Origin of the sequence: Bifidobacterium vansinderenii, assembly GCF_002234915.1 — a bacterium.
Taxonomy (GTDB): domain Bacteria; phylum Actinomycetota; class Actinomycetes; order Actinomycetales; family Bifidobacteriaceae; genus Galliscardovia; species Galliscardovia vansinderenii.
Map to the genome: position 1 here is coordinate 231306 of NZ_NEWD01000007.1, position 20766 is coordinate 252071.

A 20766-nucleotide genomic window follows, 5' to 3' on the forward strand; every position below is an offset into this window, starting at 1 on the left:
GAATCACACCCATGACCAACGGATTCCACACCATCGCCATCCACGGCGGATACGACTACCTCGACAACCACGACGCCGCCACCCCGCCGATCTACCAGAGCGCCGCATTCGACATGGAATCGGCCGAACGCGGCGACAGGCTCGCCGCAGGCGAGGAACAGGGCTTCTCCTACTCCCGCGTGGCCAACCCCACCATCGACGTGCTGGAAAAGCGCCTCGCCCAGCTCGAAGGCGGCGACGACGCGGTGGCCGTGGCCAGCGGCATGGCGGCCGTCTCGTTCGCACTGCTGTGCGCGGCCGAAGGCGGCGGACGCATCATCTCGCCCACCAACCTGTACGGTGCATCCGTGGACGCCATGGAAACGTTCTTCCCCCAGTTCGGCGTGCACACCGACTTCGTCAAGAACATCAACGACCTCGCCGAGGTCGAATCGAAGATCGGCCCCGACACGCGAGCCATCTTCGCCGAATCCGTGGCCAACCCGTCCACCGAGATCACCGACGTGGAGGCGCTCGCAGACCTCGCCCACCGTCACGGCATCCCGCTGATCATCGACAACACCGTGCCCACCCCGTACCTGTTCCGACCGATCGAATTCGGCGCCGACGTGGTGGTGCACTCCACCACCAAGGGCATCACCGGACACGGCAACGCGCTCGGCGGCGTGATCGTGGACGCCGGCCGCTTCGACTGGGCCGCCGGCCGCCACCCGCAGTTCACCCGCAAGGAGCTCGTTGTCAGTGACGAACGCAACGGCGTGCGGCGCAGCTTCGCCGACACGTTCGGCCCCAAGGCGTACATCCGCCGCGTGCGCATCAAGTACGTGCGCACCTTCGGCGCGGTGCAGGCTCCGTTCAACGCCTACCTGCAGCTCGTAGGCCTCGAGACCCTGCCCGAACGCGAAAAGCGTGAGGTCGCCACCGCCACCGCCATCGCCGAACACCTCAAGACCAATCCGCACGTGCTCAAGGTCAACTACTCCGGACTCGGCGACACCGACCAGCGCGACCTGGTGGCCAAGTACTATCCGAACGGCGTGGGCACGATCCTCTCGTTCCTTATCGACGGCGACGAGGAGCGTGTGCGCCGCCTGCTCGACTCCACACGCGTGTTCTCCTACATCCCCAACATCGGCGACTCGCGCTCGCTGATCGTGGACCCGGCCCGCATCACGCATCGCGAGGTGCCCGAGGAGTACCGTCTGCGCGCCGGCGTGACCGACAACCTGATCCGCCTGTCCATCGGCCTCGAGGACCCCGAGGATCTCATCGCCGACCTCGATCAGGCCCTCGCCGCCGCCTTCGCGGAGTGACGCTCTTTTCGGATCAATTCAGATCAATAAAAAACTCCCCTCATCCGAGGGGAGTTTTTGTATACGCGTGCGAGGTCAGAGGGTCAGTCCGTTACGCTGCGGTAGCGGGCCTTGCCGATGGTGACGTCGAAGGACTTGCCGGCCGGAACCGTGTACTGCAGTTCGGTGATGCCGTTGTAGTCGCCCTTGACGAATCGCCAGTCACGGCCGCCGCCCACGGCGAGATCGTAGTATTCACGACCGTTGTCGTCGGTGCCGTGCGTGCGTTCCAGATCGAACAGGTCTGCCCAGTGTGCGGAGATGCCGGCCGGGTCGGGCACCTCGAAGATCGCGCGACGGGTGCTCACCTCTCCAAGCGGGTGACGGTGCAGCAGGCCGCTGTTCTCGTAACGCTCCAGCTGCGTGGCCTCGTCCGCATCCCAGTCGATCACGAACGGGTAGCGCAGGCCGTGGTCGTCGCCCAGCAGCCACAGCAGCTGCCAGCGGATCTCCTCGCCGTTGGCCGTGGTGCGGTTGCCCGGCACGATCTCGCCGAGCTCCACGCCCTTGGAGCGCAAACGCTCCGCGGCCGCCTCGATGCCGTGCACGTGTAGCGCCGGACGGTAGAAGCCCTCGAACTCGGGCAGCAGCTCGCCGGCGTCGTGGAAGATCTGACCTCGCTGCGGGGTCTCCGCGAGCGCCTCCTTGCGGCTGTACAGGGTGAGGAACTCGAGATAGTTGTCGCCGAAGTAGGCGAGCGAGTTCTCGGTGCCGTGCCCCACGTGCTTGCCGCCGTAGCTGGCGGTCAGTCCCTGGTCGGCGAATGCCTGCTCGGCCTGCTTGAGATCGTCGACGAAATCGACCGTATGGTCCCATGTGAATTGCTGAGCCATGATTGCCCTTCCTGACGTTTACTTCGAGTTCGATCCGAGTGCGGTGGTGCGTTCCACGGCGGCGAGCACCGCGGACTGGATGGCGGCCGCAAAGCCGGTCTTGTTGAGCGTGTACGCCTGCGTGATGCCCACGCCGCCGGGGGAGTTGTTGATGTTGAGCAGCACCTGCGGCAGTACGTCCTTCTGCTTGAGGAACTCAGTGCCGCCGATGAGCGTGTCGAGCGCGATGGCCTTGGCGATGTCGCGAGGCAGTCCGGCCAGAACGCCGGCGTCCACGTACGCGTCGATGAAATGGTAGACGATGTTCGGCGGGTAGAAGCCGGTGATGATGTCGATCAATCGCTCCTCCACGTACAGCACCTTGCCGAACGTGTTGAGGAACGCGTCCACGTCGTCCTTGCTCGCCTTGGCGTTGAGCGAGGCGCCGCTGTAGCCGTAGTCCACGGTGGTCAGCGTGTTCGGGATGATGCGCACCACGCGCCACTGCTCGCCGAGCACGGCCTCCAGCTTGGCGATGGTGTAGCCGGCCACGATGGATATGACGGTGGTCTTGGCCGGATCGAACCGGTCGGCGATCGACTTGGCCACACCAGCCACGTCGTCCTGCGGGCGGACGGCGATCACCACGATGTCGGCGTCCACGCGGCTGTTCGGGGTGGCGGCCTCGGTGTTGTAGGTGGCGGCGAGATAGTCGCTGCGCTCCTGGGAGATCTCCTCGACGTAGATGTGATCCACCGGGTAGGCGTCGGCCTTGCGGCGCACCGCCTCGATGATGGCGGTGGGCATGTTGCCTCCGCCGATGAAGTACAGATTGGCTGCCATGAAATGAATCCCCTTTGCTGATCGGCACGATGTGCGCCGGTCGACGCAATGTGCGGAATCGTTCGGAAATGTTCTGTCGTTTACTTTCATACCCGAATATGTGCCGCCGCGACAGCGTTTTCGCCGATATAGCCTATAAGCGTTTTCGATAGGGGCTGCAAGACCTATGGGAAATATCGCCTCAATGAAGGGCTATAAGAAAAGCCTGTAATCAAAACGCCTTGTTTGGCTTGCATCGGGCCGGCAAGTGCGCTTTTCTTAGGAGCGTCGGGATGACCGAGAGCTGCAGACCTCGGATCGGACCGGGGGAATTTCTTGTTTTCACATCATCGCCGTGGGCAGTTCGACGCGGCGTACCATCCAAGAGAAGGACAATCATCATGACCGATCGCCGCGCAGTCTTCCACGACATCGTCAGGGGCACGTCCACCGTGCCGTACCTGACGGCCGCCTGGCAGCACCTCGTCGGACACGAGTACGGCGCCGAGACGTTTGCCGCCGCCTATGTGGACTTCGTCAAGACGTGGGATTGGGACTGGGTGAAGATCAACCCGCGCGCCGTCTACTACTCCGAGGCGTGGGGCTCCACGTACGACCAGAACCGCTACGACGGATTCGTGCTGCCGAAGAAGCTCACCAACGGTATCGACGTGCCGGACGACATCGAGAAGGTGACCCGACTGGACGTGCATGAGAGCGCGCCGTTCGCCGAGCATATCAAGGGCGCCGCGTTGATCCGCGAGCAGCTGCAGGACCGCGCCGTGCTGCAGACTGTGTTCTCCCCGCTGTCCGTGCTGCTGCAGATCGCCGACCTGCCGCTCTACCCGGGTGACGAGTACGCCACGCCGAATACCACGGTCAAGGCGCTGATCCTCGACCAGCCCGAGCGTGCCAAGAAGGCGCTGGAGAACATCGCCCTGACGCTCGCCGACTACGCGACCGAGCTCGTCAAGCCCGCCGATCAGGGTGGCGCCGGCGTGGACGGCGTGTTCTACGCGGCCACCGGCACCGTGAGCGAAGGCTACTTCGACAAGGCACAGTACGAGGAGTTCTCCGAGCCGTACGACCGCATCGTGATCGACGCGATCCGCAAGGCCAACCCCGATGCCGTCGTGCTGCTGCACACCTGCCGTGCCGAATCCCACCCGGACTGGTTCGACGCCCTGGGCGTCGATCTGATCCACTGGGACCAGTACCTGCCCGGCAATCCGAACATCAACGCCGACCTCAAGGCCGTGCCCGTCGGCGGCGCCAACGTGCTGCTCTTCAACGTGGACGGCGATCCCGAGGCCGTGGAGCGCGAGCTCGACGAGACCATCGCCCTGCGCAAGGGCAAGCCGTTCCTGCTCGCTCCCAGTTGCACCGTCTTCACCCCGGCGGGCCAGGAGGCGCTCAAGGAGCTCGCCGCCCACCGCGCCGTCTGATCATCAACTCGGTCGTGCTCCCCTCAAGGGATGCCGGCCGAGGACACGTCGCTCCCCAATTCCGGTCAGCTCCCCTCAAGGGATGCTGGCCGAGGACGCGTCGGTTCCCAATTCCGGTCGTGCTCCCTCCTAGGGAGGGAGCTGGCCGACGCAGTCGGTCTGAGGGAGGGCTCCCCTCCGGCCGACCAATATCCATCCGAACATCCATCAATCCATCCACCACCAATCCACCTTCATGAGAGGAAGAACCATGAACATCTGGAAGAAAGCACTGCGCAACGCGGCCGTGGCCGTGACCGTCGCCGGCACCCTGCTCGGCGTTTCCGCCTGCGGTCTGGGCGGCGACTCCGCCTCGTCGTCATCCAGCGACTCCGACACCGTCAACATCGGCGTGATCTACCCGAAGACCGGCCAGTACGCCGAATACGGCAAGCTGTTCCAGCAGGGCTTCGACCTGGCCGTCGAGAAGGTCAACAAGGACGGTGGCGTCAAGGGCAAGAAGCTCGGCCTCAAGTACTACGACACGCAGTCCGACGCCAAGCAGGACGCCGCCGTGGCACCCAAGCTCGTGTCCGACAAGTCCGTCATCGCCGTGGTCGGCGACTACGCGTCCCCGGCCTCGTCCGCCGCCAGCCCGATCTTCCAGCAGGCCGGTCTGGTGCACTACGGCTTCAACAACTCCGCCCCCACGTTCACCGACACCGGCGACCACGTGTGGACCCCGCAGATCGGACAGGACGTCTACCAGAAGGCCAACGCCGACATCGTCTCCAAGACCGCCAAGAAGATCTCCGTGGTCTACATCGAGAACGACTGGGGCAAGCAGGCCTACCAGTACTTCAAGGAGGAGGCCGAGAAGAACGGCACCCAGATCGTCTACGAGTCCTCCTATCTGCCCGACTCCACCGACCTGTCGCCGATCCTGATCCCCGCCCGTGATGCCCAGCCCGACGCCGTGGTCAACATCGGCTACGGTCCCGACGGCGCCCTCGTGGTCAACACCTTGCGCGACAAGCTCGGCTACACTGGTCCGTTCTTCGGCGGCCAGGAAACCTCCGAGTTCCTCGACAACGCCGGCAAGAACGCCGAAGGCACCATCATCACCGGCAGCTTCTCCGCCACCGGCACCAAGGACGCCAAGGCCCAGCAGTTCGTCAAGGACTTCAAGGCCAAGTACGGCAACAACCCGGGCAACTTCGAGGTGACCGCCTACCAGGCCATCATTGACCTTGCCTACGCGGCCAACAAGACCGAACCCACCCGCGAGGGCATCCAGAAGGCCCTGCAGACCGTGACCGACTTCCCGCTCTACCAGGGCAACGGCGGAACCTTCAAGTTCAACACCAAGACCCGCCGCGCCGACAACATCGAACCGATCCTGCTGATCGTCAAGGACGGCAAGTTCGTCCAGTACGACGGCGAGTGACCGCTGCTCGGTGCACGGCTCCCCTCAGTCCGCCGCAGGGCCGACTGAGGGGAGCCGCCACGTTCCATCCCATCCCCAATCCCGTTATTCCATCCATCCCCCACGAGGATTGCAATTCCAATGCTTGATACCATATTCGCCGGCCTGATCCACGGCAGCGCCTATGCGCTCGTGGCCGTCGGCATGTCGCTGATCTTCGGCGTGACCAACGTCGCCAACTTCGCGCAGGGCTCCATCGTGGCCGTCGGCATGATGACCGCATGGTGGCTCGGCACGTCCCTCGGCTGGGGCATCGTGCCCACCGCCATCGCCGTGATCGTGGTCACCGGACTGCTCGGCCTGATCATGAACGCGCTGGTCATCGCCCCGCTCGAAGGCCGCAAGCCCATCGCGGCCCTGCTCGCCACCATCGGCGTCGGCCAGATCCTGGACAACGGCCTGCAGATCATCTTCGGCACGCAGACCCGCCGCTTCCCCGAACTCCTGCCCACCTACAACCTGCAGTTCGCCGGCGTGCGCTTCGGCACCTCGGACGTGGTGATGGTGATCTTCGCCATCCTGTCCATGCTCGGACTGTGGGCGTTCCTCAAATACGGCAAGGCAGGCCAGGCCATCCGCGCCACCTCGCAGGACCCGCAGGCCGCCAGCCAGATGGGCATTCCCGTCAAGACCATCCGCAACCTCTCCTTCGTCATTGGCGCCGTGCTCGCCGGCGTCTCCGGCATCTTCGTGGGCCTGTTCAACACCAACATCAACCCGATGAACGGCGGCACGATCGGCATGACCGCCTTCGTGGCGGCCACCATCGGCGGCCTCGGCTCCATCCCCGGCGCCGTGGTCGGCGGTCTGACCCTCGGCCTCATCGAATCCGTGGGCATCTCGTTCCTCGGCGATGGCGCGCACGATCTCATCACCTTCGGCGCGCTGCTCATCATCCTCATCATCCGCCCGCAGGGCCTGCTCGGCGGCGACGACGTAAAGTCCGAACCGCTCACCGGCACGTTCCTCGGCGGCGGACGCCCGATCAGCCTTCCGTGGTGGGGCAACCTCGGTCTCGCCGTATTCGCGCTCGCCACCCCGTTCTTCTTCTCCGACTACCTGTCCGGCGTGGGCACGCAGATCGCCATCTACTCCATCGCCGCCGTGGGCCTGACGCTGATCTCCGGATCCGCCGGCCAGACCATCCTCGGCATGGCCGGACCGTTCGCCGTGGGCGCCTACGCGTCGGCCATCCTCTCCACCCGCCTCGACTGGCCGTTCCTCGCCGCGTTCCTCGTGGCCGGCGTGATCGCCGCCATCGCCGCCAGCATCCTCACCTTCCCCGTGTGGAAGCTGTCCGGCCATTACGTGGCCATCGCCACCATCGGCGTGGGCGCGGTCATGGTTGCCATCATCCGCATCTGGGAGCCGCTGACCAAGGGCTCGCTCGGCATCCAGGGCATCCCGTTCCCCAAGGTGTTCGGCCAGTCCCTGTACACGCAGCAGATGCAGTACCTGCTCGACGTGATCGTGCTGATCGTCACGCTCGTCATCGTCACGCGCATCCGCTCCTCGCATCTGGGCCGCGTGTTCGAGGCCGTCGGCTCCGATCAGGAGGCGTCCGAGGCGCTGAGCATCCGCACCGGAGCCTACAAGGCGCTCGCCTACGCGCTGGCAGCGTTCTTCGCCGGTCTCGCCGGTTCGCTGCTCGCCCACCAGTACACGTACATCGATCCGACCATCTTCAACTCGAACATGTCGATCCTGATCCTCACGATCATCGTGCTCGGCGGCATGAATTCGCCGCTCGGCGCCGTGCTCGGCGCGATCGTGCTCATCGGCGGCCCCGAGCTGCTTCGTGTGGCGTCCGACGCCCGCGTGCTGCTCTACGGCGTGCTGCTGGTCGTCATCATTCTGTTCCGCCCGCAGGGACTGTTCGCAAGGAAGGCCTGAACGACTATGACTTCGGTACATGATTCCACCCTTGATTCCGTTTCCATCGCCGAGGACGGCCACGACGCCCCTGCGGTGGTGATGAGCCCCGAGGAGCACCGCCGCAAGGTGCTCGAGGCACCCGTGGTGCTGCGCGTACGCGAGCTCGACAAGTCGTTCCGCGGTCTGCACGCCGTAAACAAGGTGTCGTTCGACCTGCACAAGGGCGAGGTGATCTCGATCATCGGCCCGAACGGATCCGGCAAGTCCACCACGATCAACCTGATCTCCGGGTTCATCACGCCCGACTCCGGCATCATCGACATCGATGACGATCCGGTCGCGGGCCTGCCCGCCACCGAGGTGTCCGAACGCGGCCTGTCCCGTACCTTCCAGAACGGTCGTGTGTTCGGCGGACTGACCGTGGACGAGAACATCAACCTCGGCTACCACAAGAAGCTGCAGGCGCAGCGTCCGTTCAAGAACCTGCAGAAGTATCCGATCGTGCGCTGGATTCCGCTGCTGGCGGAGACCGGCGTGGCGCTCATCCACGGACCGAAGACCCAGCGTGAGATCAAGGAGGTCGACGTGCGCGTCGGCCGCGAGGTCGACCGCTTCCGCGAACGTCTCGGCGATCGCCGCAACGATCTGACCTACACGCTCTCGTATGCGAACCGTCGTCGTACGGAGATCGCCCGCGCGCACATCTCCGAACCGAAGCTGCTGCTGCTCGACGAGCCGACCGCCGGCATGAACCAGTCGGAGACCGCCGAGGTGCTCGAACAGCTGCAGCACCTCAAGGCGCAGGGACACACGATCCTGCTCGTCGAGCACAAGATCGACCTGGTGACCGCGCTGTCCGACCGTGTGCTGGCCATGGACGGCGGCCGCATCATCGCCCAAGGCTCGCCCGACGAGGTGCGCACCAACCCGCAGGTGGTCGAGGCGTATCTGGGCAAGCGCAGGGAGACCAACCAGACGCGCAGCCACGGCCAGGTGAACGTGCTCGCCATGCAGAACGCCATCGAACACGACGGCGTGGCCACGGTGAACGAGCCCGAGCCGACTGCCGGCAAGACCGCCTCCGAATCGCCTGCCGACGCCAACCCGTTTGCCGGAACCGAGACCCTGCTGTCGCTGGACAAGGTCAACGTGTTCTACGGTCAGGTGCACGCGCTGCAGGACGTGTCGATCACCGTGCCCAAGGGTGCGATCGTCTCCCTGCTCGGCGGCAACGCGTCCGGCAAGTCCACCACCATGAAGACCATTCTCGGCATCAACCATCCCAAGAGCGGCACCATCCACTACGAGGGCAAGGACATCACGCACGAGTCCACTCGCCACCGCGTCGCCTCGGGCATCGCGTCCGTGCCGGAGGCCCGCCGCGTGTTCCCGCAGATGACCGTGCAGGAGAACCTGCTGTCCGGCGCCTACACGCGCACCGACAAGGTCGGCATCGCCGAGGATCTGGACTCCATGTACGAGCGGTTCCCGCGCCTCAAGGAGCGTCGCGGCCAGCAGGCCGGCACCATGTCCGGCGGCGAACAGCAGATGCTCGCCTTCGCCCGCGCTCTGATGAGCCGTCCGAAGGTCATCTGCATGGACGAGCCGACCATGGGTCTGTCGCCCAAGCTGGTGGAGGATGTGCTCGAACAGATCGCCAAGCTGCGCGACGAACTGGACCTGTCCGTGCTTATGGTCGAGCAGCAGGCCGAACTGGCGCTTACCATCGCCGACTACGGCTACGTGCTGCAGAACGGCCGCATCCGTCTGCACGGCAAGGCGTCCGACCTGCTGGGCAACCCGCAGGTGCAGGAAGCCTACCTCGGCGGCGCCAAGTGATCCGTTCCCTCCCCGTTGTGCTCCCTCCCTGGGAGGGAGCTGTCGGCGTGGCCGACTGGGGGAGGGATTCCGAATGGAAACGCACAATTAAGGGGGATATGTCATGACTGATAGCGAACGCACACGCGTGGCCGTGGTCACCGGCGCGGGCGGCGGTGTCGGGGGACGTCTGGTCCGCACGTTGGCCGAGGACGGCTGGCGCGTGCTCGCCGTGGTCCGCAAGGACGCCGACGTGCACGAACTCGACGCGATCGACGGTGTGCAGGCTCATCTGGTCGATCTGCTCGACGCCGAAGGCATCGAACGCTGGACCGCATGGGTGAACGAGCACGAGCCGGACGGCATCGAACTGCTCGCCAACGTGGCCGCCGTCGCCTCCGTGGGACCGGTCGAAACCGCCACCGCCGACGTCTGGGACACCGTACTGCGCACCAACGTGGTGGCTCCCGCCCTGCTCACGCGCGGACTGCTGCCCGCCATCCGCCGCACGCGCGGATCCATCGTGTTCGTCAACTCCGGGGCGGGGGAGCGCGCCATCCCCAACCATGTGGTCTACGCGTCGTCCAAGCACGCGCTGCGAGCCCTCGCCAACACGATCCGCCTCGAAGAAGCCGGCAACGGCGTGCGCGTGGGCACCGTCTACCCGGGCCAGATCGACACGAGCATGCTGCGCGGCATCGACGAGACCCTGGGCGTGGAATTCCACGGCGAGGACTACATCCGTCCGCAGACCGTGGCCGACGCAATCGTCTGGATCGCCGACGCGCCCGACGACGTACACATCACCAACGTGGACCTGCGCCCCCGTCAGGAGGTCTCCTCCTCGTTCAACGTGTGAGCATCGGTGTGAGCATCAGAACGTCAGACGCATTTGATGCCAGGGCACACCGCCATGCGTGGACGAGGACAATCCCTCGTCCACGAAACCCAGTCGTGCATAGAAGCCGATCTTCGCCTCCTTACACGTCAGCACCACGCCACGCCGACCCTGCGTCCTCGCCTCGTCGGCGGCATGGCGGATCACGCGTGAGGCGCACCCACGTCGCCGGTACGCGGGAATCGTATTCACCCCGAAGATCATCTGCCACGCACCACGCTCGTCATGCAATGACGCATCCGAGTACATCTCGTCGGCAAGATCCGGCACATCTGTCGTCATGCCATTCACGAAACTCACCAGTCGGCCATCGTGGCCGTTGCTACGTTCATTGCTGTCGTCATCGCCGTTGCCATCGAACAACAACCAGAAATGATTCGGATACACCGCCAGCCGCGCCCGAATATCCTCACGTGTGGCGGCCTCCGCGGGAGGGAAACACTCCGCCTCCACGGCGGCCAGCGCATCCAGATCGTTCATCACGGCATGCCGAATCGTCATCCCTATCGTCATTGCGCGTCACCCCACCAGTCCTCATCACTTTTTCCTATAACGCGCTATCAAATCCGACAACGCGGCCGCCCGTGGAACGGCATATAAATTTTACCGAATATGACACGGTTGAAAGCGAGTCCCGCTTGCGGTTATCTGATACTAACGAACTTTCCCCGCACATCCGTGGAACGAATCGGACCGTGCGGCAGACAACCGAAACAGACAGACGAACCACACACACCAGCATCGCGGCCGACACCCGGCGGCGACCGACGAAGGGAGCGGACATGGCACGATTCAGGACCCAGCTCGTACACGGAGTCAGCGTAGACGACAACGACACCGGCGCGGTCAACCCGCCGATCTACAACTCGTCCACCTACACGTTCGCCTCCGTGGAAGACACCCCGCGCTGGGACTACGCCCGATCCGGCAACCCCACCCGCGAATTCCTCGAACGGCAGATCGCCCAGCTCGAACATGGCTGTCAGGGCTTCGCATTCGCCTCCGGACTGGCCGCCATCCACGCGGCGCTCGCCATCTTCAAGCCCGGCGACCACATCATCGTCGGCGACAACATCTACGGCGGCACCTACTCCCTCGTCAACGAGCACTTCAACCGCTGGGGCCTGAAATTCCACCCGGTCGACACCACCGATCTCGACGCCGTGGAACACACCTTCGAGGAGATCGAAGCCGCCGGCGACCACGTCGAGGCCATCTACTTCGAAACGCTCACCAACCCGCTGCTCAAGGTCAACGACACCGCGGCGCTCGCCAAGCTGGCCCACGACCACGACGCCATCTCCATCGTGGACAACACTTTCCTCACCCCGTACCTGCAGCGTCCGCTCGACCTCGGCGTGGACATCGTGCTGCACTCCGCCACCAAGTACCTGGCCGGCCACTCCGACGTGAACGCCGGACTCGCCGTCGCCCGCACCCGCGACATCGCCGAACGCCTCTACTACTCGCTCAACCGCATCGGCGGCGTCCTCGCCCCCACGGAATGCGATTCGGTGCGCCGCGGCATCCAGACCCTCGCGCTGCGCATGGACCGCCAGCAGGAGAACACGCTGGCCATCGCCCGCTTCCTGCAGAACCATCCGGCCGTGGCCAGCGTGCACTATCCCGGCCTGTCCGATTCGCCGTACTACCATCTGGCGCTGCGCGAGCTCCACGGCTGCGGCGGCGTGCTCTCGTTCGAGGTGAAGAAGGGCGTGAACCCGGCCGACGTGCTCAACAACCTGCACGTGTTCCGTCTGGCCGTGAGCCTCGGTGCGGTGGAAAGCCTCGCCGAGTTCCCCGCCCGCATGACCCACTTCGAGGTGCCGCGCGAGGAGCGTCTCAAGCTGGGCATCAGCGACGAACTGATCCGTCTGGCCGTGGGCATCGAGGACGAGTACGATCTCATCGAGGATCTGCGTCAGGCGCTGGATCTGGCTGAGCGCAACGCCGCACGTCCCGCAGAGCGCAATCGCATCGCCGTGGACGCCGCCTCGTTCCAGAAGGCGTTCGACCCCGAGTCCGTTGCCGCATCCGAGCCCGATTCCGTGGATTCGACGACGTCCGTGTCGCAGTCGACCGTGCGCTGACGCGGCACGATTCTCAAAACGTAGGCTCCCCTCAGTCCACAGCACGACTGAGGGGAGCCTTAATGGTTATTACGCTTCGGCAACCGCTTTTATCGCTACGGCGGCGATGTAGTTGACGGGCTGGCTGAAGTTCGGCTGGAACAGCAGATCCACGTTCGCCAGCTGATCGATCGTGAACCCGGCCTGAATGGCGATCGACACGGCATTGGCCGCCTGCGCCACGTCAGACTGACGGGACAGGAACTGCGCACCCTTGACCACGCGCGTCTCGGGATCCCACGTGAGCGTGCAGGTGACCGGCGTGGTGGTGAGCATGAAATCGGGGCGGAAGTCCTGCGTGAGCGTGGTGGACCGCGTGGTCACGCCGCGCGCCTCCGCACCGCCCTGCGTCAGACCGGTGGCCGCCATCGACAGGTCGTACAGCTGCACCGCGCTCGTGGCCTGCGTACCCATGTACTTCTGCGTCGGCTCCACAATGTTCGCGCCCACCAGCAGCGCCTGACGCACCGCGTTCGTAGCCAACGGAATGTAGTCGTACGTGCCGGTCGGGTTGTAGAACACGGTGGCGGAGTCGCCGGCCGCGAATACGTCCTGCGACGGTTCGGACTCGCCGCTGATCGTGGCGCGCATGTACTCGTCGGTCGTGATCGCACCGTTCGGCAGCATGTTCAGCTGACCGTCGAACAGGTCGGTGCGCGGCAGGAATCCGGCGCCCATGATCGCGCAGTCCACCGTGTATTCGCCGGCGGACGTCACCACGGTCACGCCCTCGCCGTTCTCGCCGAGACGGAACTCGGTGACCATCTGGCCCAACGCCAGCGTCACGCCATGATCGGTGAACGCCTGCTCCACCACGTCGCTGATCGGCTTATCGAAGTTCTTCGCCAACACCCGGTCGAGGCCGTCGATCAGCACCGACTTGACGCCGATCTCACTGAACTGCTCGGCCAGCTCCGCACCGATGTAGCCCGCGCCGATCACGGCCACGGACTTCGCATCCTTCGCCATCTCCTTGATGGCCAAACCGTGGCCCCAGTTCTTGCACAGCTTCACACGGCCGTCCTCCAGGCCCTCGGCCAGGCCGGGAATCGGCGGGGTGACCGGCTTGGAACCGGTGGTGACGACCAGCTTGTCGAACGAGAGCGTGGTCTGCTCGTCCGTCTCCAGATCCTTCGCCAGCAGCGTGCGGCCCTTCACGTCCACGTTGAGCACGTCGTGGCGCATGTGCATGTGCGCGCCCAGCTTGCCCAGCGCCTCGGGGGAGGAGTAGAACATGCGCTTGGGGTCGGAGACGTGGTCGCCCACCCATAGCGCGATGCCGCAGGACAGGAACGAGAGCGTGTCGTTGCGCTCGTAGACGTGGACGTTCCAATCGGGATGGGCCTGCAGAATCGACTGCGCGGCAAAGGTTCCGGCATGGGTGCATCCCACGATGGCTACCGTAGTCATGGCAAAACTCCTGTGTTTTGTTGTGTGTGTACCACAGACCACTATACGGGGGAGCTTGGGATGCGCCATGCGTGAAACGCCGTCATTGTGTTGCGCATCATCGGCGATATGCAGCACAACGACGGCGTGCTCCGCTAGTAGCGTGCCCTGCTATGCGGCGAGGAAGTCGGCCACGGCTGCCGCGTCCGCATACCCCTGACGGTACATGCGGTTGAGTCCCTCGTAGTTCTTGTGCAGCGTGGACAGGCCGAACAGGTCGGTCGGTGCCAGAATCAGCACACGGCCCTCGGCCTCGTGCTGCTTGGCCAATGCCACCTCATCGTTGTATAGCGAATACCGGTTGAGCAGCTTCTCCGCCGATGCCGGGTAGGTGCGGCGCAGAATGGCCGCCGGCCCCTTGTCCTTGCGCTGTTCGCGCAGCACGTCCTTGGGCCGGGTGAGCACCACCACCACCTTGTCGCAGCCGTCGTCGAACGCCTTCTGAACCGGCACCGGATCGGCGATGCCGCCGTCGAAGTACGGTACTCCGTCCACCACGTACGGTTCGCATGCCACCGGCACCGCGCTCGACGCCTTGCACACGTCGTAGTCGTCCTGACGAAAACGGCTTTTGGGGAAGTAGTGCGGCTCGCCGGTCTCCGCCTCGCACGCCACCACCTGGAAGTCCATAGGATTGTCGTGCGCGGTCTCGTAGTCGAGCGGATCCTCGCCGTCATGGTTCGACAGCGTGCCGTACACGTAATCGAGATCCACGAAATTATGGTCCTTCATGAAGTTGTATGTGCTGGCGTATTCGCGGCGGAACGCGTAGTTCGTGTAGAAGCGGTAGCAGCGGTTCTTCTGCCTGGACAGCAGGCACGCCAGGTTCGCGCTGCCCGCGGACACGCCGATCGCGTAGTCGATGCGCACGTTGTCCTCCAGCAGACGATCCACCACGCCCGCGCCGTAGATCGCGCGGAACCCGCCACCAACGTCGATGATTCCCGTCGTCATAATGCCTCCCCATGGCCGTGTTCTGATGCGGGCGCACATCTCGTCGGATGCGGTGCGCCCGAAACGTTGAGAGCCCATTGTAGGCGCGAGGGATGTCCTTGCGCCCGAGGCCGTCATATGATCATTCGCCGAGCAACGTATGCGACAGCGCCATGATCCGCGGATCATGATCGGAGTTCGACAACTCCACCGTGCCCGCATGCCGTTCGTCGGCCAGCGCGCCCAACGATTCGAGAATGACCTCCAGATGGTTCACCGTGCCCGCATTGCCGTCGATGATGGCGGTGCCCTCCGGCAGCAGCTCGCGGAAATAGTCGCGATAGAACACGAAGTGCGTGCAGCCGAGCACCACGCTGTCGATGGCGTGCAGATCGTACCGGTCGAAATAGCCGTGCAGCGTGTTCATCACCAGATCATGATCGTCCAGATGCCCGGATTCCACGATGCGCACCAGATCGGGGCACGGCTGCTTGAAGATCTCATGATCGTCGTCGAAGCGCTGAACCAGACGTTCGAACTTGCGTTCCCGCAGCGTCAACGGCGTGGCCGCCACGATGACGTGCTGACGGACGCCGTGGCCACGGTCGCAGGCCACCTTGAGCGCCGGCTCCATGCCGATGATCGGGATCGCGTAGCGCGCTCGCAGATCGTTGACCGCCGCCGACGTGGCCGTGTTGCACGCCACGACGATGGCCTTGACGCCCTGATCGACGAACCGGTCGCAGATGTCGAAGCAGAATCCCTTGATCTGCTCCGGTTCGCGGGTGCCGTACGGCGCGTGCGCGCTGTCGCCGAAATACAACACGGATTCGTTCGGCAGATCGCGCCTGATCTGCCTGACCACGGAAAGACCGCCAAGACCGGAATCAAACACTCCGATGGGTGCGTTCGACGTCATGTTCCAACTCCTTTTCCGCCGTGCGGCACGAACACTCACACCATAGCGTAGTCTCCCGCATTCGGTTCGTCTGTTCACTGCCATACCCTTGGGTGTCATGAGCATTCCACAGATTGTTTACAAGGGCCATGGCACCGGCAACGACTTCGTGATGTACGCCGACCCGGATGGCGTGTACGAGCCGACCGAGGACGAGATCCGCTTCCTTGACGACCGTCACTTCGGCGTGGGTGGCGACGGTCTGCTGCGACTGACCCACCCGCGCTTCGTCGCCGATCTGAGCGCGCAGCAGGTGACCGACCTCGAGGCGGCGGGCGCCGAATGGTTCATGGACTATCGCAACGCCGACGGCTCGCTGGCCGAGATGTGCGGCAACGGCACGCGCGCCACCGCGCTGTTCGCGCAGCGCCTCGGATACATGGACGCCCCCGGCGGTGAGCCGCTGCGCCTCGGCACGCGTGCCGGTGTGAAGGTGCTTACCTCGCTCGGTGAGGTGCCCGGACTGGGACGTAACGTGTTCCGCATCGACATGGGTGCGTGGAAGGCGGGCGAGTCCCGTGCCTTCACGGTGACGATCCCCGATCACGACGGCTCCGCCAAGGGCACGTTCGTGGACATGGGTAATCCGCATGTGGTGGCCGTGCTCGAGGACAGGACCGGCCGCGGCCTCGCCGACGATGCGACCCTGCCCGGCGTGGACGATCTGGACCTCACCCGCAAGCCCGTGGTCGACCCCGTGCTCGAATCCGATCAGAACGCCGAATTCGTGCGCGTGGACGAGATCGACGACGAACACGGCACCGGACGTGCCTTCATGCGCGTCAACGAGCGCGGCGTGGGCGAGACGCTGTCCTGCGGCACCGGCCTGTGCGCCACGGCCGTGACCCTGCGCAAGCTCACCGGCATCGGCGACTGGACCATCACCGTGCGCGGCGGCACCCTGCGCGTGGTCGTGGACGACGTGCACGTGGAGCTCACCGGCGATGCCGCGATCGTGGGCAAGGTGGAGCTGCTGTAAAGGCTGCTGTAGAAACTACGGAACGTTGAGAAACATGACGAGGCCCGGCAGATCGGTTCACATGATCTGCCGGGCCTCGATGATGATGATCGCCCGTTCGGGCGTTCGCGCCGCCTAGTCGATCAGTCCGATCGCGCCGCGGTCCGCGATCTGCGCCACCACGTCGTCGCTGGTGACGTTTTCGCCCATGATGTTCGGCTTGCCCGACGCCCCATGCCAGTCCGAGCCGCCTGTGGCGAGCAGATGCAGGTCGGCGGCCAAGCCAAGCAGACGCTGCTGCTGTTCGGGGGAGTTGTCGCGGTGAAACACCTCAAGACCATCCAGGCCGGCCGCGGCAAGATCGGCGATGTTCTGGTCGGACAGGATGTTCTTGTTGCGCGACGTGGCGGCAGGATGGGCGATGATGCTCACGCCGCCGGCGTGCTTCACCGCCTCCACCACGGTCTTCGCGCTCGGCGAAACAATCGGCACATAATACGGGCCGTTCTTGTTGATCGTCTTGGCGAACGCCTCCGAACGTGTGGCGAAGAAGCCCATCGATACCATGGCGTCGGCGATATGCGGGCGTCCGATGGTGGTGCGTTCGCCTTCCTTGACCTGATGGACGACGTCGTCCCAGGTGATCGGGAAGTCGGCGGACAGGTTCTCCACCATCTTCTTCATGCGGCGCACGCGATTCGTACGCGTGGTCTCGAACAGCTTGCACAGCACCTCGTCCTCGGGCGAGTACAGGAATCCGAGCATGTGCACGCAGATGCCGTCCACGTCGGCGGTGATCTCGGTGCCGCGCATGAGCGGAACGCCGTGTTCGCGGCTCGCGGCGACGGCCTCGTCCCATCCGGCCCACGTGTCGTGGTCGGCGATGCCCACGCCATGGAGGCCCCGGCGCTTCGCCTCCAGAATCAGGCCCTCCGGGGTTTCCGTGCCGTCGGAGTACGCGGTGTGGCAGTGCAGGTCCCAGCCGGGAATGGATTCGTTAGCAGTCATATGACTATCGTAAGCTGAGTGCGGCATATGTGCGTGCCACGTCGTCGGCGCGCGGTATGCGTGTCTTGATTTTTCATGTCGAAGCAGGGGGAAACCACCGTCATGGTTGCAAGCGAATATCTTGGCGCGCCTCGGGGGCGTCGTCATACGGCCGGCTGGACGTATCTGATTATGCTGCTGGCATCGGTGGTGGCGCTTGTCGTGTCGTTCGTGCTGTCTGCGGAGACGCTGCAGCTGGCGAGGGATCCGGGCAGTAAGCTCGACTGCGATCTCAACGCCGTGGTCTCCTGCTCCACCGTGGCGCAGAGCTGGCAGGCGGAGATCATCAAGTTCAACGGATTGAGTTATCCGAACGCGTTCTTCGGCATCGCCGCCGAGTCGGTGTTCGTCACCGTCGCGGTGATCGGTCTGATCCGCGTGGCGGTGCCGCGTTGGTTCGCCGTATGCACGTGGCTGGGCGGGCTTGCAGCGCTGATGTACGCCTACTGGCTGTTCACGCAGTCGGTGTTCGTGATCTACGCGCTGTGCCCGTGGTGTCTGGTGCTCATGTTCTCCACGACGATCCAGTTCATGGCGTTGACGCATGCGAGCGTGGTGGTGCAGGATCTGCCGCGGCTGGACGGACGGTTCGGATCGCTTCGTCGCGGTCTTGACTCGTATTACCGTCTCAATGCGGATCTTATGGTCGATGTGGTGTGGGTGCTGGCGCTGGTCGCCATCATCGTGGTGAAAGAGGGCCCGGCCCTGTTCTAGGGGCAGAAGGCGGCGGCTCCCCTCAGTCGGCTGTCGCCGACAGCTCCCCTCAGTGAGGGGAGCCTACCCTGTGAAGTCTGCAAGGTTCTGGCTCCCCTCTCCGAGGGGAGCTGTCAGACATAGTCTGACTGAGGGGAGAGAGCGGTCAAAAGGCTCAGCTCAGGGCTCCGAAGCCAACGGGATGCGTGGTCTCGGAACCGACGATGGCGTAGCCGATCGCGCTGCCGGGAACGACGATGCGACGGCCCTTGGTATCGGTCAGATCGACCACGGTGCCGTCGGCCACGGCCTTGCTGATCGCGTCGCTGACCTCGTCGGCGGACTTGTCGGTGGCGAAGTTGACTGCGCGGGCCACGTTACGGATGCCGATTTCAACGTCCATGTGATTCCTCCTTGGAATTGTGGATTGGCGAACGTTTCGCTATTAGGGGATTCTAGCGAGCGGTCTGCTGTTCTCCGGTCGCGCCACCGGACTCTTCGCTCTGGGCGTCAGCCGGAGCGTCGCCTGTGCCGGTCGGACCGGCCTGAGGCACGGCATCCGACGTGCGCGTGATGGGGATCTGACCGCTGCCGGTGTCGGTCGCCGCATTCACGCTGTCCTTGTCGATGAGCGAGATGTATCCGGCGGGCCGTTCCGTGTTCGCCGGCTGCGATCCCGTGGACGGCGTGGAGCTCGTGTCCGTGGCATCGCCTTCGGCCTGGGTGCGGTCCAGCAGATTGCCGTCGTCGTCGAAATCCTCGGGACGCAGTTTGGGCAGCGCCATGGTCTCCTCGTCCTCGGCCGGGTCGCTGGGCGGCTCCACGGGAATGGTGTTGGAATCCACCTGCTGACGCGACGAGTGCGGCTGGAAGCTTACTCCGGCAGCGGTTGAACGCAGATCGTCCCTCAACTTCCAGCGCTTCGGCGACGGGGCGGTGGAGGATCCCCGCGAGGTCTCCTCGTCGGGAATCGTCTTGTGTGGCATGGTGGAGTCGCTGACCTGCTGGTCGCCTCGGTCCGTGCGATTGCCCGTGCGGTTACGATCGTCGTCGAGTAGCGTGCCGACCGTGATCGTGGACGGGTTGCGGCCGGCACGTCCCTTCGTTGTCGCGTTCGCCTTGGAGGTACGGACGGAAAGCTGGTGCGCCAGACGTTCCACATGCGCCTTGAACTCGAGGATACGGTCGTTGTCGGCGCGGTCGAGTGCACGGATGAATTCGCCCACCTGCTCCATCTGCAGCCACAGGCTGGCGCGTAGCATGATCAGATCGTCCAGACGCGAGCCGATGAGCCGCGCGTATGCGGACAACACGTTGTTGCGCCGCTTGGAGTCGAGCTTGGCGAAGATCCACGCCAGATCGCGGGCCGGATCGTTGACCTGCATGTCGCTCCAGTGGTAGATCGCGTTGAGTCCCGTGCTGGAGAACAGCATGTCGCCGTCGTTGAACCCGCCGTGCACCGGGCAGGTGCGGAACGACCACAGTCCCTCGGTGGACACGATGCGCTCCCAGCTTGAGGTGATCTCGTCGGGAACGTGGCCGGCTTCCTTGAGTCGGGCGATCCACGCCACCAGCTGCTGACGGATTTGTGCGGCCGAGTAGACGGGGTACCCCTCCTTTTCCAGGAAGGCCGGACGCAGACGATGGATGGCGCCGATGGCCGTGCCCACCGACACGCACTGGCTTTCGGTGAGCTGGTCGAGCGGCGTGGCGGCACCGGGGTTGTGCACGGTGATCAGCACCGAGGCCGGTCCGGTGGGGCCGCGATCGCTGTCGCCGGGCTGGAACGCGACGGTGCGTTCCAAGGCGAAGCCGAGGCCGGCTGGTTCCTTGGCGCGAACCAGCGCGGACGATGCCTTAGCCCGGGTCAGCAGTCGCTTCTTGCCCGCAGCGGTGCTCGACACGCTGACGTCGAACTCGCGTCCCGCGGTGTCGGTCACCACGGCGACGTCAATATCGTCGGGGCCGGAAAGCAGGTACTGCTCGGATTCGCGCGTGCTGGCCACGGCGAGTTCGGGCACGGCCGCGGATGCCAGAGCTGCCAAGGTAAATACTGAACGTTTACTCACGTCTTCCACTCTAATGCACGATGGCTTTCATTTCCGTCAGGAA

General features: G+C 64.6%; 17 protein-coding genes and 1 pseudogene. 9 read left to right on the forward strand and 9 right to left on the reverse strand.

The genetic code is table 11. The features are described 5' to 3' along the window. The first annotated feature begins 11 nt into the window (after nt 1-11). A complete protein-coding gene (locus Tam10B_RS04525) occupies nt 12-1313 on the forward strand; it encodes an O-acetylhomoserine aminocarboxypropyltransferase/cysteine synthase family protein (protein ID WP_093960062.1) in 1302 nt (433 codons plus the stop codon). Nucleotides 1314-1396: 83 nt separating this feature from the next. Here Tam10B_RS04525 and Tam10B_RS04530 read toward each other — a convergent pair whose 3' ends face one another. After that, nucleotides 1397-2185 carry a VOC family protein gene (locus tag Tam10B_RS04530; RefSeq protein ID WP_093960063.1) on the reverse strand — a complete coding sequence of 263 codons (789 nt, stop codon included), beginning with the start codon at nt 2183-2185 and terminating at the stop codon, nt 1397-1399. Between the two features lie 18 nt (nt 2186-2203). After that, nucleotides 2204-3007, reverse strand: coding sequence for a pyrroline-5-carboxylate reductase family protein (locus Tam10B_RS04535; protein ID WP_093960064.1), 804 nt, complete (start codon nt 3005-3007; stop codon nt 2204-2206). Between the two features lie 380 nt (nt 3008-3387). Here Tam10B_RS04535 and Tam10B_RS04540 point away from each other — a divergent pair, with 380 nt between their 5' ends. The 5 genes from Tam10B_RS04540 to Tam10B_RS04560 all read left to right on the forward strand — a co-directional run bounded on the left by Tam10B_RS04540 (nt 3388) and on the right by Tam10B_RS04560 (nt 10448). Next, nucleotides 3388-4431, forward strand: coding sequence for a uroporphyrinogen decarboxylase family protein (locus Tam10B_RS04540; protein ID WP_093960065.1), 1044 nt, complete (start codon nt 3388-3390; stop codon nt 4429-4431). Nucleotides 4432-4681: 250 nt separating this feature from the next. After that, nucleotides 4682-5857, forward strand: a complete 1176-nt coding sequence (locus Tam10B_RS04545; protein WP_093960066.1) for an ABC transporter substrate-binding protein — start codon at nt 4682-4684, stop codon at nt 5855-5857. Between the two features lie 120 nt (nt 5858-5977). Then, on the forward strand, nt 5978-7789 hold the full coding sequence (locus tag Tam10B_RS04550; protein WP_093960067.1) for an ABC transporter permease: 1812 nt from the start codon (nt 5978-5980) through the stop codon (nt 7787-7789). Between the two features lie 81 nt (nt 7790-7870). After that, the gene (locus Tam10B_RS04555; RefSeq protein ID WP_198947532.1) at nt 7871-9610 is read left to right on the forward strand and encodes an ATP-binding cassette domain-containing protein; all 1740 of its coding nucleotides are present in this window, start codon (nt 7871-7873) and stop codon (nt 9608-9610) included. A gap of 103 nt (nt 9611-9713) precedes the next feature. Then, nucleotides 9714-10448 carry an SDR family oxidoreductase gene (locus Tam10B_RS04560; RefSeq protein ID WP_093960069.1) on the forward strand — a complete coding sequence of 245 codons (735 nt, stop codon included), beginning with the start codon at nt 9714-9716 and terminating at the stop codon, nt 10446-10448. A gap of 15 nt (nt 10449-10463) precedes the next feature. On the opposite strand, the gene Tam10B_RS04565 is transcribed toward Tam10B_RS04560, so the two are convergent. Then, nucleotides 10464-10967 (reverse strand): GNAT family N-acetyltransferase, encoded by a 504-nt coding sequence (locus Tam10B_RS04565; protein ID WP_233133582.1) that lies wholly within the window; start codon nt 10965-10967, stop codon nt 10464-10466. Between the two features lie 302 nt (nt 10968-11269). Here Tam10B_RS04565 and Tam10B_RS04570 point away from each other — a divergent pair. Next, a pseudogene (locus Tam10B_RS04570) lies at nt 11270-12427 on the forward strand (trans-sulfuration enzyme family protein); the annotation flags it as partial. Between the two features lie 219 nt (nt 12428-12646). Here Tam10B_RS04570 and Tam10B_RS04575 read toward each other — a convergent pair. From Tam10B_RS04575 to murI, 3 genes are all read right to left on the reverse strand, one after another. Beyond that, nucleotides 12647-14026 (reverse strand): FAD-dependent oxidoreductase, encoded by a 1380-nt coding sequence (locus Tam10B_RS04575; protein ID WP_093960072.1) that lies wholly within the window; start codon nt 14024-14026, stop codon nt 12647-12649. A gap of 150 nt (nt 14027-14176) precedes the next feature. Next, nucleotides 14177-15019 carry a patatin-like phospholipase family protein gene (locus Tam10B_RS04580; RefSeq protein WP_233133583.1) on the reverse strand — a complete coding sequence of 281 codons (843 nt, stop codon included), beginning with the start codon at nt 15017-15019 and terminating at the stop codon, nt 14177-14179. Between the two features lie 121 nt (nt 15020-15140). Continuing rightward, nucleotides 15141-15917 carry a glutamate racemase gene (gene murI / locus Tam10B_RS04585; protein ID WP_093960073.1) on the reverse strand — a complete coding sequence of 259 codons (777 nt, stop codon included), beginning with the start codon at nt 15915-15917 and terminating at the stop codon, nt 15141-15143. A 97-nt stretch (nt 15918-16014) separates the two neighbouring features. Between murI and dapF the strand changes: the two genes are divergently transcribed. Then, a complete protein-coding gene (dapF, locus tag Tam10B_RS04590) occupies nt 16015-16935 on the forward strand; it encodes a diaminopimelate epimerase (RefSeq protein WP_093960074.1) in 921 nt (306 codons plus the stop codon). 114 nt (nt 16936-17049) lie between these two features. Here dapF and Tam10B_RS04595 read toward each other — a convergent pair whose 3' ends face one another. Next, nucleotides 17050-17922, reverse strand: a complete 873-nt coding sequence (locus Tam10B_RS04595; RefSeq protein WP_093960075.1) for a PHP domain-containing protein — start codon at nt 17920-17922, stop codon at nt 17050-17052. 102 nt (nt 17923-18024) lie between these two features. Between Tam10B_RS04595 and Tam10B_RS04600 the strand changes: the two genes are divergently transcribed. After that, complete coding sequence (locus Tam10B_RS04600; RefSeq protein ID WP_233133584.1) at nt 18025-18675, forward strand: vitamin K epoxide reductase family protein; 651 nt, start codon at nt 18025-18027, stop codon at nt 18673-18675. Nucleotides 18676-18829: 154 nt separating this feature from the next. On the opposite strand, the gene Tam10B_RS04605 is transcribed toward Tam10B_RS04600, so the two are convergent. After that, nucleotides 18830-19057 carry a DUF3107 domain-containing protein gene (locus Tam10B_RS04605; protein WP_093960077.1) on the reverse strand — a complete coding sequence of 76 codons (228 nt, stop codon included), beginning with the start codon at nt 19055-19057 and terminating at the stop codon, nt 18830-18832. 52 nt (nt 19058-19109) lie between these two features. Beyond that, nucleotides 19110-20723: a phosphotransferase gene (locus Tam10B_RS04610; RefSeq protein ID WP_093960154.1), complete on the reverse strand. Its 1614-nt coding sequence runs from the start codon at nt 20721-20723 to the stop codon at nt 19110-19112. Nucleotides 20724-20766 lie beyond the last annotated feature (43 nt).

Coding starts and splice junctions, on each gene's coding strand:
- Tam10B_RS04530 (WP_093960063.1), bottom strand. CDS start 2,185: ATGGCTCAGCAATTCACATGGGACCATACGGTCGATTTCGTCGACGAT.
- Tam10B_RS04540 (WP_093960065.1), top strand. CDS start 3,388: ATGACCGATCGCCGCGCAGTCTTCCACGACATCGTCAGGGGCACGTCC.
- Tam10B_RS04580 (WP_233133583.1), bottom strand. CDS start 15,019: ATGACGACGGGAATCATCGACGTTGGTGGCGGGTTCCGCGCGATCTAC.
- Tam10B_RS04525 (WP_093960062.1), top strand. CDS start 12: ATGACCAACGGATTCCACACCATCGCCATCCACGGCGGATACGACTAC.
- Tam10B_RS04600 (WP_233133584.1), top strand. CDS start 18,025: ATGGTTGCAAGCGAATATCTTGGCGCGCCTCGGGGGCGTCGTCATACG.
- Tam10B_RS04535 (WP_093960064.1), bottom strand. CDS start 3,007: ATGGCAGCCAATCTGTACTTCATCGGCGGAGGCAACATGCCCACCGCC.
- Tam10B_RS04575 (WP_093960072.1), bottom strand. CDS start 14,026: ATGACTACGGTAGCCATCGTGGGATGCACCCATGCCGGAACCTTTGCC.
- Tam10B_RS04595 (WP_093960075.1), bottom strand. CDS start 17,922: ATGACTGCTAACGAATCCATTCCCGGCTGGGACCTGCACTGCCACACC.
- Tam10B_RS04555 (WP_198947532.1), top strand. CDS start 7,871: ATGAGCCCCGAGGAGCACCGCCGCAAGGTGCTCGAGGCACCCGTGGTG.
- Tam10B_RS04605 (WP_093960077.1), bottom strand. CDS start 19,057: ATGGACGTTGAAATCGGCATCCGTAACGTGGCCCGCGCAGTCAACTTC.
- Tam10B_RS04545 (WP_093960066.1), top strand. CDS start 4,682: ATGAACATCTGGAAGAAAGCACTGCGCAACGCGGCCGTGGCCGTGACC.
- Tam10B_RS04565 (WP_233133582.1), bottom strand. CDS start 10,967: ATGAACGATCTGGATGCGCTGGCCGCCGTGGAGGCGGAGTGTTTCCCT.
- Tam10B_RS04550 (WP_093960067.1), top strand. CDS start 5,978: ATGCTTGATACCATATTCGCCGGCCTGATCCACGGCAGCGCCTATGCG.
- Tam10B_RS04560 (WP_093960069.1), top strand. CDS start 9,714: ATGACTGATAGCGAACGCACACGCGTGGCCGTGGTCACCGGCGCGGGC.
- dapF (WP_093960074.1), top strand. CDS start 16,015: ATGAGCATTCCACAGATTGTTTACAAGGGCCATGGCACCGGCAACGAC.
- murI (WP_093960073.1), bottom strand. CDS start 15,917: ATGACGTCGAACGCACCCATCGGAGTGTTTGATTCCGGTCTTGGCGGT.